This window comes from Halobacillus andaensis, from assembly GCF_014636475.1.
Classification (GTDB): domain Bacteria; phylum Bacillota; class Bacilli; order Bacillales; family Halobacillaceae; genus Halobacillus_A; species Halobacillus_A andaensis.
On the sequence record NZ_BMEL01000004.1, the window covers coordinates 522,479 to 535,935 of the forward strand.

Below are 13,457 nucleotides of genomic sequence, written 5' to 3' on the forward strand. Positions count from 1 at the left end.
CAAAAAGGGGGAAAAATCGTGAAAGAAGCAGTCATTGTTGCAGGAGCTAGAACACCTGTAGGCAGAGCCAAAAAGGGATCTCTTGCGAGTGCGCGGCCAGACGATCTAGCTGCCTTAACGATAAAAGAAACATTGAAACGTGCCGGTAATTACGAAGGGAATATAGATGATGTCATTATTGGATGTGCGATGCCTGAAGCGGAACAAGGAATGAACATGGCTCGTAATATAGCTGGATTAGCTGGACTCCATCATAAAGTTCCTGCGATTACGATAAACCGTTACTGTTCATCTGGGTTACAAAGTATTGCTTACGCAGCAGAAAAAATTATGTTAGGTCACATTGATACTGCCATCGCAGGAGGCGCAGAATCTATGAGCCTTATCCCTATGGGAGGTCATGTGATTAAACCGAATGTTCAATTGGTTGAGAATGCCCCTGAGTACTACATGTCTATGGGGCATACAGCAGAAGAAGTCGCAAATCGATTTAACATCTCAAGGCAGGATCAAGACGAATTTGCTGCACAAAGCCACAAAAGGGCAGAAGCGGCTTTAAAAGAAGGTAAATTCGAGGATGAGATTGTACCCGTTGAAGTTACAAATCGAGTTGTAGGAAATGACAACAAGGTGAAAGAGGGAACAAAGGTTTTATCTATGGATGAGGGAGTCCGACCTGGAACGACCGTTGATGTATTAGCTAAATTAAAACCAGCCTTTTCAGTCAAAGGGTCAGTGACGGCAGGTAACTCTTCTCAAATGAGTGACGGGGCTGCATCTGTTCTTGTAATGGACCGTCAAAAAGCTGAAGCTAATGGTTTAACACCCTTAGTAAAATTTCGATCATTTGCTGTAGCTGGGGTAGAACCAGAAGTTATGGGGGTAGGCCCCATAGAAGCTGTACCGAAGGCATTAAAGATGGCGGGGTTAACAATTGAAGATATAGGTTTATTTGAATTAAATGAAGCCTTTGCTTCTCAGTCCCTTCAAGTCATTCGTGAACTAGGTTTAGACATGAACAAAGTCAACGTCAATGGTGGGGCAATTGCTTTAGGTCATCCACTTGGCTGCACGGGTACAAAATTGACGCTAAGCTTAATACACGAAATGAAACGAAGAAACGAGCAGTTTGGAGTAGTGACAATGTGTATTGGCGGCGGTATGGGCGCTGCTGGAGTATTTGAATTAATTTAAATGAGGAGGAACTGAAAAATGAGTGAATTAAAAGAGATGATTAAAGGTGGAGGATTTCTTGTTGAAGATCTAGCAGCGGGTGATGTCATTACTCCAGAGGACTTTACAGATGAGCATCAGATGATTGCTAAAACTACGGAAGACTTTGTATTAGGTGAGGTCGTTCCTAAGATTGATAATCTTGAGAACCATGAGTTCGAACACTCTGTAGAATTACTAAAAAAAGCAGGGGAGCTAGGTCTTCTTGGAGCAGATGTACCTGAAGAATATGGCGGCCTTCAGCTTGATAAAATCAGTTCTTCTTTGATCACAGAGAAATTTTCACGAGCAGGCGGTTTTTCTGTCACTCACGGCGCCCATGTTGGTATCGGTTCTCTTCCTATTGTCTTTTTCGGGAATGAGGAGCAAAAACAAAAATATTTACCATTATTAGCTACGGGAGAAAAAATCGCAGCTTATGCATTAACAGAACCAGGGTCAGGTTCCGATGCATTAGGAGCAAAAACGACAGCCAAACTTAATGATGCAGGTACCCATTATATATTAAACGGAGAAAAACAATGGATTACAAATTCAGCATTTGCTGATGTCTTCGTAGTTTACGCTAAAATTGACGGCGATAAATTTACCGCATTTATCGTTGAGAGAGAATTCAATGGGGTATCCACTGGCCCTGAAGAGAAGAAAATGGGAATTAAGAGTTCTTCTACTCGAACACTTGTATTAGAAGATGCTGAAGTACCAGTGGAAAATGTTTTAGGTGAGATTGGAAGAGGGCATGTTATTGCATTTAATATATTAAACGTTGGACGTTATAAGCTTGCGATAGGCGGTGTTGGCGGCTCCAAACGAGCATTAGAACTAGCTGTGAAGTATGCTAATGAACGAAAACAATTTAAAACATCTATTTCTAGCTTTCCGCTCATCCAAGAGAAATTAGCCTCTGTAGCTGCGAATACGTATGCTAATGAGAGCTCAGTCTATCGTACAGTTGGTCTATTTGAGCAAAGCATGGGTAAACTCACCCAAGAACAATTGAATGATGGGAAAGAGGTAGCTAAGGTAATAGCTGAATACGCGATTGAATGCTCTTTAAATAAAGTATTTGGAACCGAGTTATTAGATTTTGCTGCAGACGAAGCTGTCCAAATTCATGGTGGATATGGATTTATGCAGGAATATGAAGTCGAAAGAATTTATCGAGATTCTAGAATTAATCGGATCTTTGAAGGTACAAATGAAATCAATCGAATGATTGTTCCAGGTACATTGCTTAAAAAAGCAATGAAAGGAGAATTGCCATTACTACAGAAAGCTCAAGCTCTTCAGGAAGAGATTATGACGCTTATGCCAGAAGAACCTGGTGATGAGGCCCTCGAGCAAGAGAAATATTTGCTTAAAAATGCGAAGAAGATTGCTCTACTAGCAGCTGGTCTTGCTGCTCAAAAGTATGGTGAAAAATTAGAAGGCGAGCAAGAGCTATTAGTGAATATCGCAGATATTACTGGAGAAATTTATAATATGGAATCTGCTATATTAAGAACAGAAAAAGCGATACTAAAAAACGGAGAAGATAAGAATATGCAAAAGCTTCTTTACACGCAAATTTATGTGCAAGAAGCGTTCAACCGCATTGAAGCTCATGCGAAAGAAACCTTAATTGCAGCGGAATCTGGTGACTCATTGCGTATGATGCTAGGAGCTTTAAGAAAGCTTACACGTCATACTCCAACAAACGTAATTGCCAAAAAACGAGAAGCTGCTCAAACGTTAATAAGCGCTCAAAAATACGTCGTTTAAGCTTTAAAAACCAGCTGTTTCTAAGAAACAGCTGGTTTTTAATTTGACTAAGTTTACATATATCCAATGAATTGATGGACATGAGTATGGTAAAATAAGAATCAACAAGAAACGAGGAGGGTATGATAAGCATGTCATTAACCTTTTACTGGTATCCAAATTGCGGTACGTGCAAGAAAGCAAAAAAGTGGTTGGACGAACACGAAGTCTCTTATACGACGGTACATATTGTAGAAGAAACTCCAAGTGAAGAGGAATTGTCAACCATAATAGAGAAGAGTGGCTTATCGGCCCGTAAGTTCTTTAATACGAGTGGTAAGAAGTATAGAGAATTGAATATGAAAGAAAAACTTAACGATGCTAGTGAAGAAGAAATGATTAAGTGGCTTGCTTCTGAGGGTATGTTAATCAAAAGACCCATTGTTACGGACAGTAATACTGTAACAGTAGGATTTAAAGAGGAACAATTTGAAAATCAGTGGAAGCAGTGAGCAGAACATTGGAAATAAAAGCGTAAAGCTTTTATGTTTATAATTGTTGTTTATATTAATTTTAATCTGGAGGGGTTATCATGAGTTTACCAAAAGAATTGCTTTATTCTGAAGAACACGAATGGGTTAAAAAAGAAGGCGAAAAGGTTCGCGTAGGAATTACTGATTTTGCACAATCAGAATTAGGGGATATTGTTTTTGTTGAGTTACCAGAAGAAGGTGACGAAGTAGAAGCGGATGAACCATTCGGTAGTGTTGAATCTGTGAAAACAGTATCTGAGCTTTATGCACCTGTAAGTGGAAAAGTTGTAGAAGTTAATGAAGAATTGGAAGATAGTCCTGAATTCGTAAACGAATCACCATACGAAAAAGCATGGATGATCGTTGTGGAGCCAAGTGATGCTTCTGAAATAGATGACTTGATGTCTGCTGATGAATACAAAGAAATGATCGATGAAGACTAAATACTAATGAAGTCATGTACGTATAAGATTACATAGGTGCATGACTTGTATGCTCTTATCACAAGGTGCAGGCCGTGCTTACTAGCATGGTCTGTTTCTATATAGTAGGTGACTGCGATGATGGATGAAAGAATATTAATCGTTGAGGGAATTACGGATAAAAAGCAAATAAACAAGGTGTTGAATACCCCTGTAGAAATTTTATGTACGCATGGCACGTTAGGTATCGAGCGAATGGAAGAACTTATTATGGACTATAACCTCGATCATCGTCCTGTTTTTATTTTGGTGGATGAAGATGATTCTGGCAATAAACTACGAAAACAACTGACTGCAGAATTACCACATGCAGAACATATCTATATAGATAAAATGTTCAGAGAGGTGGCTGCTACACCTGAATCTGAACTCGCTCGTGCATTATTGAGCCATCATTTTAAGGTGAAACCTATCTATCTCACCTAGGGCTTAGGAGGACTATTTTGCAAGTTATTGAAAATCAAGAATCATTTAATATTAACGATCATGAATTAGCACTCATTTATATTTATACTCCCTTTTGTGGTACCTGCCGTCTGGCAAGAACATTTTTGGAAGCTGTAGAACATACAATCGGGCGTTCGGTTTTTTATGAATTGAACGCTTCTCTACACCCTGAGTTTATGCAAGAGTATCAAATTAAAAGTGTTCCTTGTTTATTAATTACTAAATATGGTCAAACACTAGAAAAAACCTATGCCTTTCATTCCGTTTCTCATATGTACGAAAAAACAAAAGAATATGTTTGAAAATAGCGTCATTTCCCGGGAAATGACGAACGAATCTTATCTAGTTAGAAAGGTGAACCCTCCTCTGATGCCGAAATAGTTAGTACAGCAGAGGAGGGTTTTGTATGGAAACTATTTTAGAATGGATGAATAGTGTTAACGATAGACAGGATCTACTTCCCCTTTGGAAGGAAAGACCTATCGTTATATTTATTCAAGAAGAAGAGAAAATGGTTCCCTTAACAGTCAACTCAAATGAAATTAAAATTGATCACGATTATGAATTTCATCGTCAGGTTCACATTGAAGGAAATCCTCAAAACATAAAAAAAATGCTGGAAGGAAAAGTAAAGCTTACTGATCTTCATCCCCACGTTGTTCATGTAAAAGGGAAACTTCGGGACTTATTATACGTCGAATCGCTATTTTTCCTGGCTAAATAGCTTTCCCTATAGATTCAACGATTTCCAGAAAATCAGCCTGGTCATTAAATTGATCAATTATGAAACCATCTTGATCAATAATTACAGTGGTGGGTACACCTTCTGCATTATATTTTAAATAAGTGTCTACATCTTCATCTACTAATGTAGGCTGAGTGATGTGCTTGTTAAAATAGTTAATAGCTTCCTCAAAATTACGTTCCCTTCCTTTAACATTAATAGTAATCATAGAAACTTTATCCTTGTTCATCGTTTGATAAAGGTGTTCTTTTTTAGGTAAATCTCTTTGGCAGTCGGGGCACCATGAGGTCCAAAAAGTTAAGACCACGACTTTTCCTAAGTCATCTTTAAGTTGATATGATTTGTCAGCTTGAATGGTAGCTAGATTGAAATCTGGTGCTTTTTTCATCTTTGATCACCTCTCTATATTGATTGACGTGTATAATGAACCATGCTAACATATTAGATAATTTCATAGCCACATCTTCACTTATCCAGAGAGGCGGAGGGGACTGGCCCTATGAAGCCCAGCAACCGGTTGATAAACACGGTGCTCCTTCCAGCAAAGCATTCATTGCTTTGAAAGATGAGAAGAGGAACCATTAGAAGCTCTTCTATATAGTGAAGAGTTTTTTTGTGGGCATTTTTATTAGTTGACAGGGTTATTAGTGGGTGCTACAATCCATTTTGGTACTTAAGTAATTTAGTGCATTAATCAACTAAAATTAAATGAAACCTCTTATCGAGAGAGGCGGAGGGACTGGCCCGTTGATGCCCGGCAACCGTCAAGTAAGCGAACTTGAGAAGGTGCCAAATCCTGCAAAGAATAATCTTTGACAGATGAGAGAACAGATACGAAAGTGGACACGCTTTTCTGTTCTTATACAGAAAAGCGTTTTTTAGTTAGGAGTGGAGTACATGATTTCCATCAAAGATTTAACAAAAGTGTTTCAAACAAAAGATCAAGAAGTTCGTGCCGTAGACGAGTTAAATCTTTCCATAGACAAAGGTGAAATCTTTGGGGTGATTGGTTATAGTGGTGCGGGTAAAAGTACCTTTATTCGTTTATTAAATCGATTAGAAGAGCCTACAAGTGGAGAGATTGAGCTAAACAATGAAAATTTGACAGGGTTAAAGAAAAACGAGTTGAGATTAGCCCGCCAAGAAATTGGGATGATCTTTCAACACTTTAATTTACTTTGGTCTCGAACGGTTTTTGATAATATTGCCTTCCCTCTAGAGATAGCTGGTGTGTCTAGGAAGAAAAGGGAAGAACGTGTAAACGAGTTAATTGAACTCGTGGGCTTAAGTGGACGCGGAGGCTCTTATCCGTCCCAATTAAGCGGGGGACAAAAGCAGCGTGTAGGTATTGCAAGAGCTTTAGCTAATAATCCCAAAGTTCTTCTTTGTGATGAAGCGACTTCTGCATTAGATCCAGAAACAACGGATTCGATTTTAGATTTACTCGTAGGGATAAATGAGAAGCTGGGGCTGACTATAGTTCTTATCACTCACGAGATGCATGTAATAAGGAAAATATGTCATCGCGTAGCCGTAATGGAGCAAGGTAAAGTAGTGGAATCTGGAGATGTCCTTGATGTATTCTTGCACCCTAAGGAGAAAGTAACGAAACGTTTTGTGGATCAAGTCATGGGTGATCCTGATCGAGAAGATTCTTTAAACCTGATTCAAGAAAATTATCGCTCTGGGGAAGTCATACAACTTCATTTCGTTGGAGAAAATACGAATCAGGCCCTAATCAGTGATTTATCACGCAAGTTTGAAGTTGATGTTAATATTCTCCATGGTAAAATCACCCAAACACAAAAAGGGGCATATGGAACTATGCTTGTCCAGCTAGTTGGAGACGAAGAAGTTGTGAATCAATCCATTGAATACATTCGCACGACTTCCGTTGAAGTGGAGGTGAGTCCAAATGCTTGAAGAGCTTTTTCCTAATGTGAAAATGGAGGATATGATAGAAGCAACAAATGAAACTCTCTATATGACAACAGTATCTGTAGCTGGAACGTTTATTTTGGGCTTGCTTCTAGGACTGCTATTATATTTATCTGGTCCCGGAGGATTATGGGATAATAAATTATTAAATTGGATTACGGCCACAGTAGTCAATGTGTTCCGTGCCATTCCCTTTATTATTTTAATTTTGCTATTGTTTCCGTTTACTGATTTTCTTATGGGGACGATTAGAGGACCGGGAGCTGCCCTGCCTGCGCTTATCATAGGGGGAGCACCTTTCTATGCGAGATTGGTTGAAATTGCTCTTAAAGAAGTGGACAAAGGTGTTATTGAAGCAGCTAAGTCTATGGGAGCAAAGTACAGAACGATTATCTTTAAAGTCTTACTTCCTGAATCAATGCCGGCTTTGGTTTCAGGTATTACAGTTACGGCGATTGCTTTAATAAGTTATACGGCAGTAGCTGGTGTAATCGGGGCTGGAGGTCTTGGAGACTTTGCTTATTTTTATGGCTTTCAACGTAGGGATTTTGACGTGGTAGCTGTATGTACGATCTTAATCGTTATTATTGTATTTATTTTCCAATTTATCGGGGATTATGTTTCTCGTAGATTGGATAAAAGATAAAAATATTGATTGAAAAGGAGATATAAACATGAAAAAAATATGGTCCATTTTAATTTTTACAGCTTTAGCACTTGTTTTAGCCGCATGCGGATCTTCAGACGAAGAAGGTTCATCAGAAGATGGAGAAGATCAGTCTGAAATTACAGTTGGAGCTTCAAGCACTCCTCACGCAGAAATCCTTCAGGAAGCACAACCACTTCTTGAAGAAGAAGGGATTACGTTAAATGTTGAAGAGTATCAGGATTACGTATTACCTAACCGTGATTTAGAAGAAGGTGAAATTGATGCGAACTACTTCCAACACATCCCTTACTTAGAGGATCAGCAGGAGCAAAACGGTTATGATTTTGCAAACCTTGGTGGTGTTCACATTGAACCAATGGGGATTTATTCCAAAGACTTTGAAAGTCTTGATGATGTACAAGAGGGAACAACTGTATTGATGAGTAATTCAACAGCTGATCATGGTCGTATTCTCTCCCTTATGGAAGAAGAAGGCTTAATTACTCTTGATGAAGATGTAGAAAAGGTTGAAGCCACAGTAGATGATATTGCGGAAAACCCTAAAAACTTAGAGTTTGATGCTGGAATTGACGCAGCATTGCTGCCGGAAAACTATGAGCGTGAAGATAATGTACTAGTAGCGATCAATACAAACTATGCTATTGAAGCAGACTTGAATCCTAGTGAGGATGCTTTGATTCTTGAAGGTTCTGACTCTCCGTACGTAAATGTGATTGCTGCCAATAGCGAGGACGAAGATAACGAAGCCTTAAATACGTTAGTGGAAGTTCTTCGCTCTGAAGAAATTCAATCATTTATTGAAGAAGAGTACGAAGGAGCAGTTGTCCCTGTAGACGAGTAAAGATGTATGAAATCCGTAATGCGGTTGATACTAACCGCATTACGGATTTTTTTATTTTGGAAGGAGATGAGTGGAAGATGGAAAATCAGGAAATGAATCTTGCTGAAGCTTACCTACAGGAATATAAGCATGGGATGGGAGTATTTTCAGAAAAAATGCCTCATATAGCTCATGCTTTTAGTGAATTTTCGGATACATGTTTTAGAGAAGGAGAACTTTCTAAAAAAGAAAAACAACTTATCGCGTTAAGTATTAGCGTAGTAGCACAAGATGAGTATTGTATTGTTTATCATACTAAAGGTTGCATAGATCAAGGGGCCAGTGAACAAGAAGTGATGGAAGCTTGTGGAGTAGCTGCTGCCTTTGGTGGAGGGGCAGCTCTTAGTCAAGCGGTTACTCTCGTTCAAGAATCAATGACCGATTTAAACCACCATTGATTGAAAAGTTAGAAAATTAAAGGAAATCGAATTAATGAGATCTATGTTTTAGATACAAGCGCTTACATTAATAAATATAAGCAAATTAAGCAATAAAACAAGTGTATAGCAAGTTTGGAGCAAATACCAATCTATGGTAACCTGAATTGTGTAAAAAATCTGAAAGGATTGATTTATTATTACTGACAATTTAGGTTTGAATTATACTCCGGACATGGAAAAAGCCATGCACCAAACGCATAATGTGAGTTATGCTGAGTACGCTAGTAGCTTAGACCAAATGATGAAGGTTGAAAAGAAGCGCGAAAAAGAATTCGAACGCAGTCAGAAATTTGTTTCAGAAGTCGGTCGTCAAATTCATAAATAATAAGTTAGAATAGAAATCGGATAGCTATTTTAGTTATCCGATTTTTTATTTGCTATAAGTTTGTTATTATAATAAGGAAGAAAATAGGTGAGGATTTCTTACAGGTCAAATCATTCCCGATTGATGTCGAAACAAAGGAAATCAGTTGATATCAGTTTCTAAATGATATAAGATTGTAATGAGAATAAATTGAGAATGGTTTTTGATCCAATTCAACTAGAGCAAGTAATAAAAATAGATACTGGAGGTATTATTTATGGCAGGATCAACTCTAGAAATTAAAGATCTTCATGTAGAAATCGAAGGTCAACAAATCTTAAAAGGTGTTAACCTTACAATAAAAGGTGGAGAATTCCACGCGGTAATGGGACCTAACGGAACTGGTAAGTCAACGCTAGCGTCCGCAATTATGGGTCACCCTAAATTCGAAATTACTCAGGGACAAGTCTTGCTTGATGGCGAGGATGTACTTGAAATGGAAGTGGATGAGCGAGCCCAAGCGGGTCTTTTCCTTGCGATGCAATACCCAAGTGAAATTAGCGGCGTAACGAACTCCGATTTCTTACGTTCTGCTATTAATGCTCATAGAGAAGAAGGCGATGAAATTTCTTTAATGAAATTCATTAAAGAAATGGACGATGCAATGGATACGCTGGATATGGATAAAAACATGGCGCAACGTTATTTAAATGAAGGATTCTCTGGCGGTGAGAAAAAGCGTAACGAAATTCTTCAACTTATGATGATACAGCCAGCGATTGCAATTCTAGATGAAATTGACTCTGGACTTGATATAGATGCTCTTAAAGTAGTTGCTAAAGGAATTAATGAAATGCGTGGCGAAAACTTTGGCTGCTTAACGATTACTCACTATCAACGACTTCTAAATTATATTACACCTGATAAAGTACACGTAATGATGCAAGGCCGTGTTGTGAAATCCGGCGGACCTGAACTAGCTGAACGTCTTGAAGCTGAAGGCTATGACTGGATTAAACAAGAACTAGGCATCGAAGACGAAACGATCGGTCAAAAAGCGTAACAGAGATAGGAGGGATACAATGACTGTAAAAGTCTCACTACCATACGACAAAGATTATGTTTCAAATTTCTCTCAAGGCTTAAATGAACCAGAATGGATGAAGACCCTTCGTCTAAACGCTCTGGATAAAGCAGAATCTTTAGAATTGCCTAAGCCTGATAAAACCAATATTAAAGACTGGAATTTCACTGATTTCAAACATTTTGTTGAAGGAGAAGAAATCCAGTCCATTCAAGAGCTTCCTAGCGAAATGCTCAGTCTCATCGATCAAGAAAAAGAGCAGCAAAATTTAATTTTGCAACGAAACCATTCGGTGGCATATGCAAATCTTGAGCCGGGATTAAAAGAAAAAGGTGTTATTTTCACTGATATTCAATCGGCACTTCGTGACCATAGTGATTTAGTAGAAAAATACTATATGACAGATGCTGTGCATGTCGACGAGCATAGGTTAACAGCTTTGCATGCAGCCCTAATGAATGGCGGAATCTTCTTATATGTACCAAAGAACGTAACGATTGAAGAGCCCCTTCAAGCTATTTTCTGGCAAGAAGATCCAGAAGCTGCTTTAGTGAATCATGTTCTAGTCGTTGCAGAAGAAAATAGTTCTGTTACGTATGTAGAGAACTATACTTCCAACAATAAGGATGAAAAGACATCAGCTAATAATGTCACAGAAGTTTTTGCTAAAGCTGGAGCGAAGATTTCATTTGGCGCAGTAGACAACTTTGAAGCAGGTACAACTGTTTACGCTAACCGCCGTGGTCTTACTGATCGTGACGCAACGATTGAATGGGCACTGGGTCAAATGAATGAAGGAGATACAGTCTCTGAAAACATTACTCATCTTATTGGTGACAATTCACATTCTAATGCCAAAACAGTGGCTATCGGTAAAGGTGCTCAAAAGCAGAATTTTACAGCAAACATTACTCACTTTGGAAAAGGATCCGATGGATATATCCTTCAACACGGTGTTATGAAAGATAAGTCCACTGGTATCTTTAACGGAATTGGGAAAATTGAACATGGAGCATCAAAATCAAATGCAGAACAAGAGTCACGTGTATTGATGTTAAGTAAGGATGCTCGTGGGGATGCCAATCCAATATTACTGATTGATGAAGATGATGTAACGGCTGGTCACGCTGCTTCCGTTGGACGAGTTGATCCAATGCAGCTTTTTTATCTAATGAGCCGTGGAATCTCTCAATTTGAAGCTGAGCGCTTAATTATTCATGGATTCTTAGCACCTGTCGTAAACCAATTGCCAATTGAAGCTGTAAAACAACAGCTCAGACAATTGATTGAAAGGAAAGTATATTAATGGATGTGAAAGCCGTTCGTGATGCTTTCCCTATTCTGCACCAGGAAGTTAATGGACATCCTCTCGTTTATTTAGATTCTTCTGCAACTTCTCAAAAACCTAATCAGGTTATTGAGAAGTTGGAAGAATATTACCGGGGGTACAACTCGAATGTGCACCGTGGTGTCCATACACTTGGAACAAGAGCGACAGATGAATATGAAGGTGCTCGTGAGAAAGTTAGACGATTTATTAATGCCGAAAGTACTCAGGAAGTAATTTTTACAAGAGGTACGACAACTGCTATTAATACAGTGGCTGCAAGCTATGGACGTGAAAACTTACAGGAGGGTGATGAGATTGTCATCACTCCAATGGAGCACCATAGTAATATTATCCCTTGGCAGCAAATTGCTAAAGAAACAGGAGCGTCCTTGAAATATATGCCGTTACAAGCTGACGGCACCATTTCGTTAGATGATGCTGAAAATACAATTACAGATCAAACGAAAATTGTAGCCGTCATGCAAGTTTCAAATGTTTTAGGAACAATTAATCCTATTAAAGAACTTGGAAAAATTGCTCATAAACATGGGGCAGTTATCCTCGTAGATGGTGCCCAAAGTGCCCCTCACATGAAAATTGACGTTCAAGATATGGATTGTGATTTTTATGCCTTTTCAGGTCACAAGATGTGTGGTCCTACAGGAATAGGGGTACTCTATGGGAAACGTTCACTTCTTAAAGAAATGGAACCGGTAGAGTTTGGTGGAGAAATGATTGATTTCGTAAACCTTTATGATTCTACTTGGAAAGAGTTACCTTGGAAATTTGAAGGCGGCACGCCAATTATCGCTGGCGCTGTCGGATTAGGGGCAGCGATTGATTTCTTGACGGAAGTTGGACTTGAAGAAATAGAAGCCCATGAACACAAGCTTGCTCAGTACGCTCAACAAAAAATGAGTGAAATTGAAGGCCTGACGATTTATGGTCCTAAAGAAAGAGCTGGGTTAGTTACTTTTAATATATCCGATGTTCATCCTCATGATGTCGCTACTGTTTTAGATGCTGAAGGTATTGCAGTGCGAGCTGGACACCATTGTGCACAGCCACTCATGAGATGGTTAGATGTTACAGCGACGGCTAGAGCGAGCTTCTACTTGTATAACACAGAAGATGATATTGATCGCCTCGTCCAAGGATTACAAACAACAAAGGAGTATTTTGGCGATGTCTTTTAATAACTTAGATACGCTATACCGCCAAGTTATCATGGATCACTATAAGAACCCCCGTAACCGTGGAGCTGTGGAGGGCGATCATCTGACGGTTGATATGAATAACCCTACATGCGGAGACCGAATCCAATTGCAGCTTCAAGTCGAAGACAACGTGGTTCAGGATGCTAAATTCGATGGTGAAGGATGTTCTATCAGCATGTCGTCCGCATCCATGATGACGCAGGCAATAAAAGGTAAGTCAGTTGATGAAGCGCTTAAAATGTCACGTATTTTTTCTGATATGATGTTGGGTAATGAAGTAGAAGATGGTAACCTTGATTTAGGGGACATCGAAGCCCTGCAAGGAGTTGCTAAGTTTCCTGCTAGAATAAAGTGTGCCACATTAGCATGGAAGGCAATGGAAAAGGGTGTTGACGAAGAGGAAGCGTAATTGCT

At 39.0% G+C, this 13,457-nt stretch carries 17 protein-coding genes and 2 riboswitches; of the genes, 16 read left to right on the plus strand and 1 reads right to left on the minus strand.

Going from position 1 to position 13,457, the window contains the following annotated elements; genetic code table 11:
• The first annotated feature begins 18 nt into the window (after positions 1-18).
• From IEV27_RS17265 to IEV27_RS17295, 7 genes are all read left to right on the plus strand, one after another.
• Positions 19-1,194, plus strand: a complete 1,176-nt coding sequence (locus IEV27_RS17265; RefSeq protein WP_188378741.1) for an acetyl-CoA C-acetyltransferase — start codon at positions 19-21, stop codon at positions 1,192-1,194.
• Positions 1,195-1,212: 18 nt separating this feature from the next.
• On the plus strand, positions 1,213-2,994 hold the full coding sequence (locus IEV27_RS17270) for an acyl-CoA dehydrogenase FadE (RefSeq protein WP_188378742.1): 1,782 nt from the start codon (positions 1,213-1,215) through the stop codon (positions 2,992-2,994).
• Positions 2,995-3,125: 131 nt separating this feature from the next.
• Positions 3,126-3,485 (plus strand): arsenate reductase family protein, encoded by a 360-nt coding sequence (locus IEV27_RS17275; RefSeq protein WP_188378743.1) that lies wholly within the window; start codon positions 3,126-3,128, stop codon positions 3,483-3,485.
• Positions 3,486-3,565: 80 nt separating this feature from the next.
• A complete protein-coding gene (gene gcvH, locus IEV27_RS17280; RefSeq protein WP_188378744.1) occupies positions 3,566-3,949 on the plus strand; it encodes a glycine cleavage system protein GcvH in 384 nt (127 codons plus the stop codon).
• 117 nt (positions 3,950-4,066) lie between these two features.
• On the plus strand, positions 4,067-4,414 hold the full coding sequence (locus IEV27_RS17285) for a toprim domain-containing protein (RefSeq protein ID WP_188378745.1): 348 nt from the start codon (positions 4,067-4,069) through the stop codon (positions 4,412-4,414).
• Between the two features lie 17 nt (positions 4,415-4,431).
• The gene (locus IEV27_RS17290; protein ID WP_188378746.1) at positions 4,432-4,737 is read left to right on the plus strand and encodes a thioredoxin family protein; all 306 of its coding nucleotides are present in this window, start codon (positions 4,432-4,434) and stop codon (positions 4,735-4,737) included.
• Between the two features lie 104 nt (positions 4,738-4,841).
• On the plus strand, positions 4,842-5,159 hold the full coding sequence (locus tag IEV27_RS17295; protein WP_188378747.1) for a hypothetical protein: 318 nt from the start codon (positions 4,842-4,844) through the stop codon (positions 5,157-5,159).
• On the opposite strand, the gene IEV27_RS17300 is transcribed toward IEV27_RS17295, so the two are convergent.
• Positions 5,152-5,568 (minus strand): TlpA family protein disulfide reductase, encoded by a 417-nt coding sequence (locus IEV27_RS17300; protein WP_188378748.1) that lies wholly within the window; start codon positions 5,566-5,568, stop codon positions 5,152-5,154. The genes IEV27_RS17295 and IEV27_RS17300 overlap by 8 nt on opposite strands.
• A gap of 78 nt (positions 5,569-5,646) precedes the next feature.
• A riboswitch (SAM riboswitch) is annotated at positions 5,647-5,752 on the plus strand.
• A gap of 143 nt (positions 5,753-5,895) precedes the next feature.
• A riboswitch (SAM riboswitch) is annotated at positions 5,896-6,006 on the plus strand.
• 71 nt (positions 6,007-6,077) lie between these two features.
• Here IEV27_RS17300 and IEV27_RS17305 point away from each other — a divergent pair.
• The 9 genes from IEV27_RS17305 to sufU all read left to right on the plus strand — a co-directional run bounded on the left by IEV27_RS17305 (position 6,078) and on the right by sufU (position 13,452).
• Entirely contained in the window at positions 6,078-7,103 is a 1,026-nt protein-coding gene (locus IEV27_RS17305) for a methionine ABC transporter ATP-binding protein (protein WP_188378749.1), read from the plus strand.
• Positions 7,096-7,764, plus strand: a complete 669-nt coding sequence (locus IEV27_RS17310; protein ID WP_188378750.1) for a methionine ABC transporter permease — start codon at positions 7,096-7,098, stop codon at positions 7,762-7,764. The genes IEV27_RS17305 and IEV27_RS17310 overlap by 8 nt, the downstream gene beginning before the upstream one ends.
• Positions 7,765-7,792: 28 nt before the next feature.
• The gene (locus tag IEV27_RS17315; protein ID WP_188378751.1) at positions 7,793-8,629 is read left to right on the plus strand and encodes a MetQ/NlpA family ABC transporter substrate-binding protein; all 837 of its coding nucleotides are present in this window, start codon (positions 7,793-7,795) and stop codon (positions 8,627-8,629) included.
• Positions 8,630-8,706: 77 nt separating this feature from the next.
• Positions 8,707-9,066, plus strand: coding sequence for a carboxymuconolactone decarboxylase family protein (locus IEV27_RS17320; RefSeq protein WP_188378752.1), 360 nt, complete (start codon positions 8,707-8,709; stop codon positions 9,064-9,066).
• A gap of 226 nt (positions 9,067-9,292) precedes the next feature.
• A complete protein-coding gene (locus tag IEV27_RS17325) occupies positions 9,293-9,433 on the plus strand; it encodes a YuzK family famiily protein (protein ID WP_188378862.1) in 141 nt (46 codons plus the stop codon).
• Between the two features lie 256 nt (positions 9,434-9,689).
• Positions 9,690-10,475: a Fe-S cluster assembly ATPase SufC gene (gene sufC / locus IEV27_RS17330; RefSeq protein ID WP_188378753.1), complete on the plus strand. Its 786-nt coding sequence runs from the start codon at positions 9,690-9,692 to the stop codon at positions 10,473-10,475.
• Between the two features lie 19 nt (positions 10,476-10,494).
• Positions 10,495-11,802, plus strand: coding sequence for a Fe-S cluster assembly protein SufD (gene sufD, locus IEV27_RS17335; RefSeq protein WP_188378754.1), 1,308 nt, complete (start codon positions 10,495-10,497; stop codon positions 11,800-11,802).
• Complete coding sequence (locus tag IEV27_RS17340; RefSeq protein ID WP_188378755.1) at positions 11,802-13,022, plus strand: cysteine desulfurase; 1,221 nt, start codon at positions 11,802-11,804, stop codon at positions 13,020-13,022. Before sufD ends, IEV27_RS17340 begins: the two co-directional genes overlap by 1 nt.
• The gene (gene sufU, locus IEV27_RS17345; RefSeq protein WP_188378756.1) at positions 13,012-13,452 is read left to right on the plus strand and encodes a Fe-S cluster assembly sulfur transfer protein SufU; all 441 of its coding nucleotides are present in this window, start codon (positions 13,012-13,014) and stop codon (positions 13,450-13,452) included. Before IEV27_RS17340 ends, sufU begins: the two co-directional genes overlap by 11 nt.
• The last annotated feature ends 5 nt before the right edge of the window (positions 13,453-13,457 follow it).

Excerpts from the sequence above, each read along its gene's own strand:
- IEV27_RS17270 (WP_188378742.1), top strand. The coding sequence starts at position 1,213 with ATGAGTGAATTAAAAGAGATGATTAAAGGTGGAGGATTTCTTGTTGAA.
- IEV27_RS17275 (WP_188378743.1), top strand. The coding sequence starts at position 3,126 with ATGTCATTAACCTTTTACTGGTATCCAAATTGCGGTACGTGCAAGAAA.
- gcvH (WP_188378744.1), top strand. The coding sequence starts at position 3,566 with ATGAGTTTACCAAAAGAATTGCTTTATTCTGAAGAACACGAATGGGTT.
- IEV27_RS17285 (WP_188378745.1), top strand. The coding sequence starts at position 4,067 with ATGATGGATGAAAGAATATTAATCGTTGAGGGAATTACGGATAAAAAG.
- IEV27_RS17295 (WP_188378747.1), top strand. The coding sequence starts at position 4,842 with ATGGAAACTATTTTAGAATGGATGAATAGTGTTAACGATAGACAGGAT.
- IEV27_RS17300 (WP_188378748.1), bottom strand. The coding sequence starts at position 5,568 with ATGAAAAAAGCACCAGATTTCAATCTAGCTACCATTCAAGCTGACAAA.
- IEV27_RS17305 (WP_188378749.1), top strand. The coding sequence starts at position 6,078 with ATGATTTCCATCAAAGATTTAACAAAAGTGTTTCAAACAAAAGATCAA.
- IEV27_RS17310 (WP_188378750.1), top strand. The coding sequence starts at position 7,096 with ATGCTTGAAGAGCTTTTTCCTAATGTGAAAATGGAGGATATGATAGAA.
- IEV27_RS17315 (WP_188378751.1), top strand. The coding sequence starts at position 7,793 with ATGAAAAAAATATGGTCCATTTTAATTTTTACAGCTTTAGCACTTGTT.
- IEV27_RS17320 (WP_188378752.1), top strand. The coding sequence starts at position 8,707 with ATGGAAAATCAGGAAATGAATCTTGCTGAAGCTTACCTACAGGAATAT.
- IEV27_RS17325 (WP_188378862.1), top strand. The coding sequence starts at position 9,293 with ATGCACCAAACGCATAATGTGAGTTATGCTGAGTACGCTAGTAGCTTA.
- sufC (WP_188378753.1), top strand. The coding sequence starts at position 9,690 with ATGGCAGGATCAACTCTAGAAATTAAAGATCTTCATGTAGAAATCGAA.
- sufD (WP_188378754.1), top strand. The coding sequence starts at position 10,495 with ATGACTGTAAAAGTCTCACTACCATACGACAAAGATTATGTTTCAAAT.
- IEV27_RS17340 (WP_188378755.1), top strand. The coding sequence starts at position 11,802 with ATGGATGTGAAAGCCGTTCGTGATGCTTTCCCTATTCTGCACCAGGAA.
- sufU (WP_188378756.1), top strand. The coding sequence starts at position 13,012 with ATGTCTTTTAATAACTTAGATACGCTATACCGCCAAGTTATCATGGAT.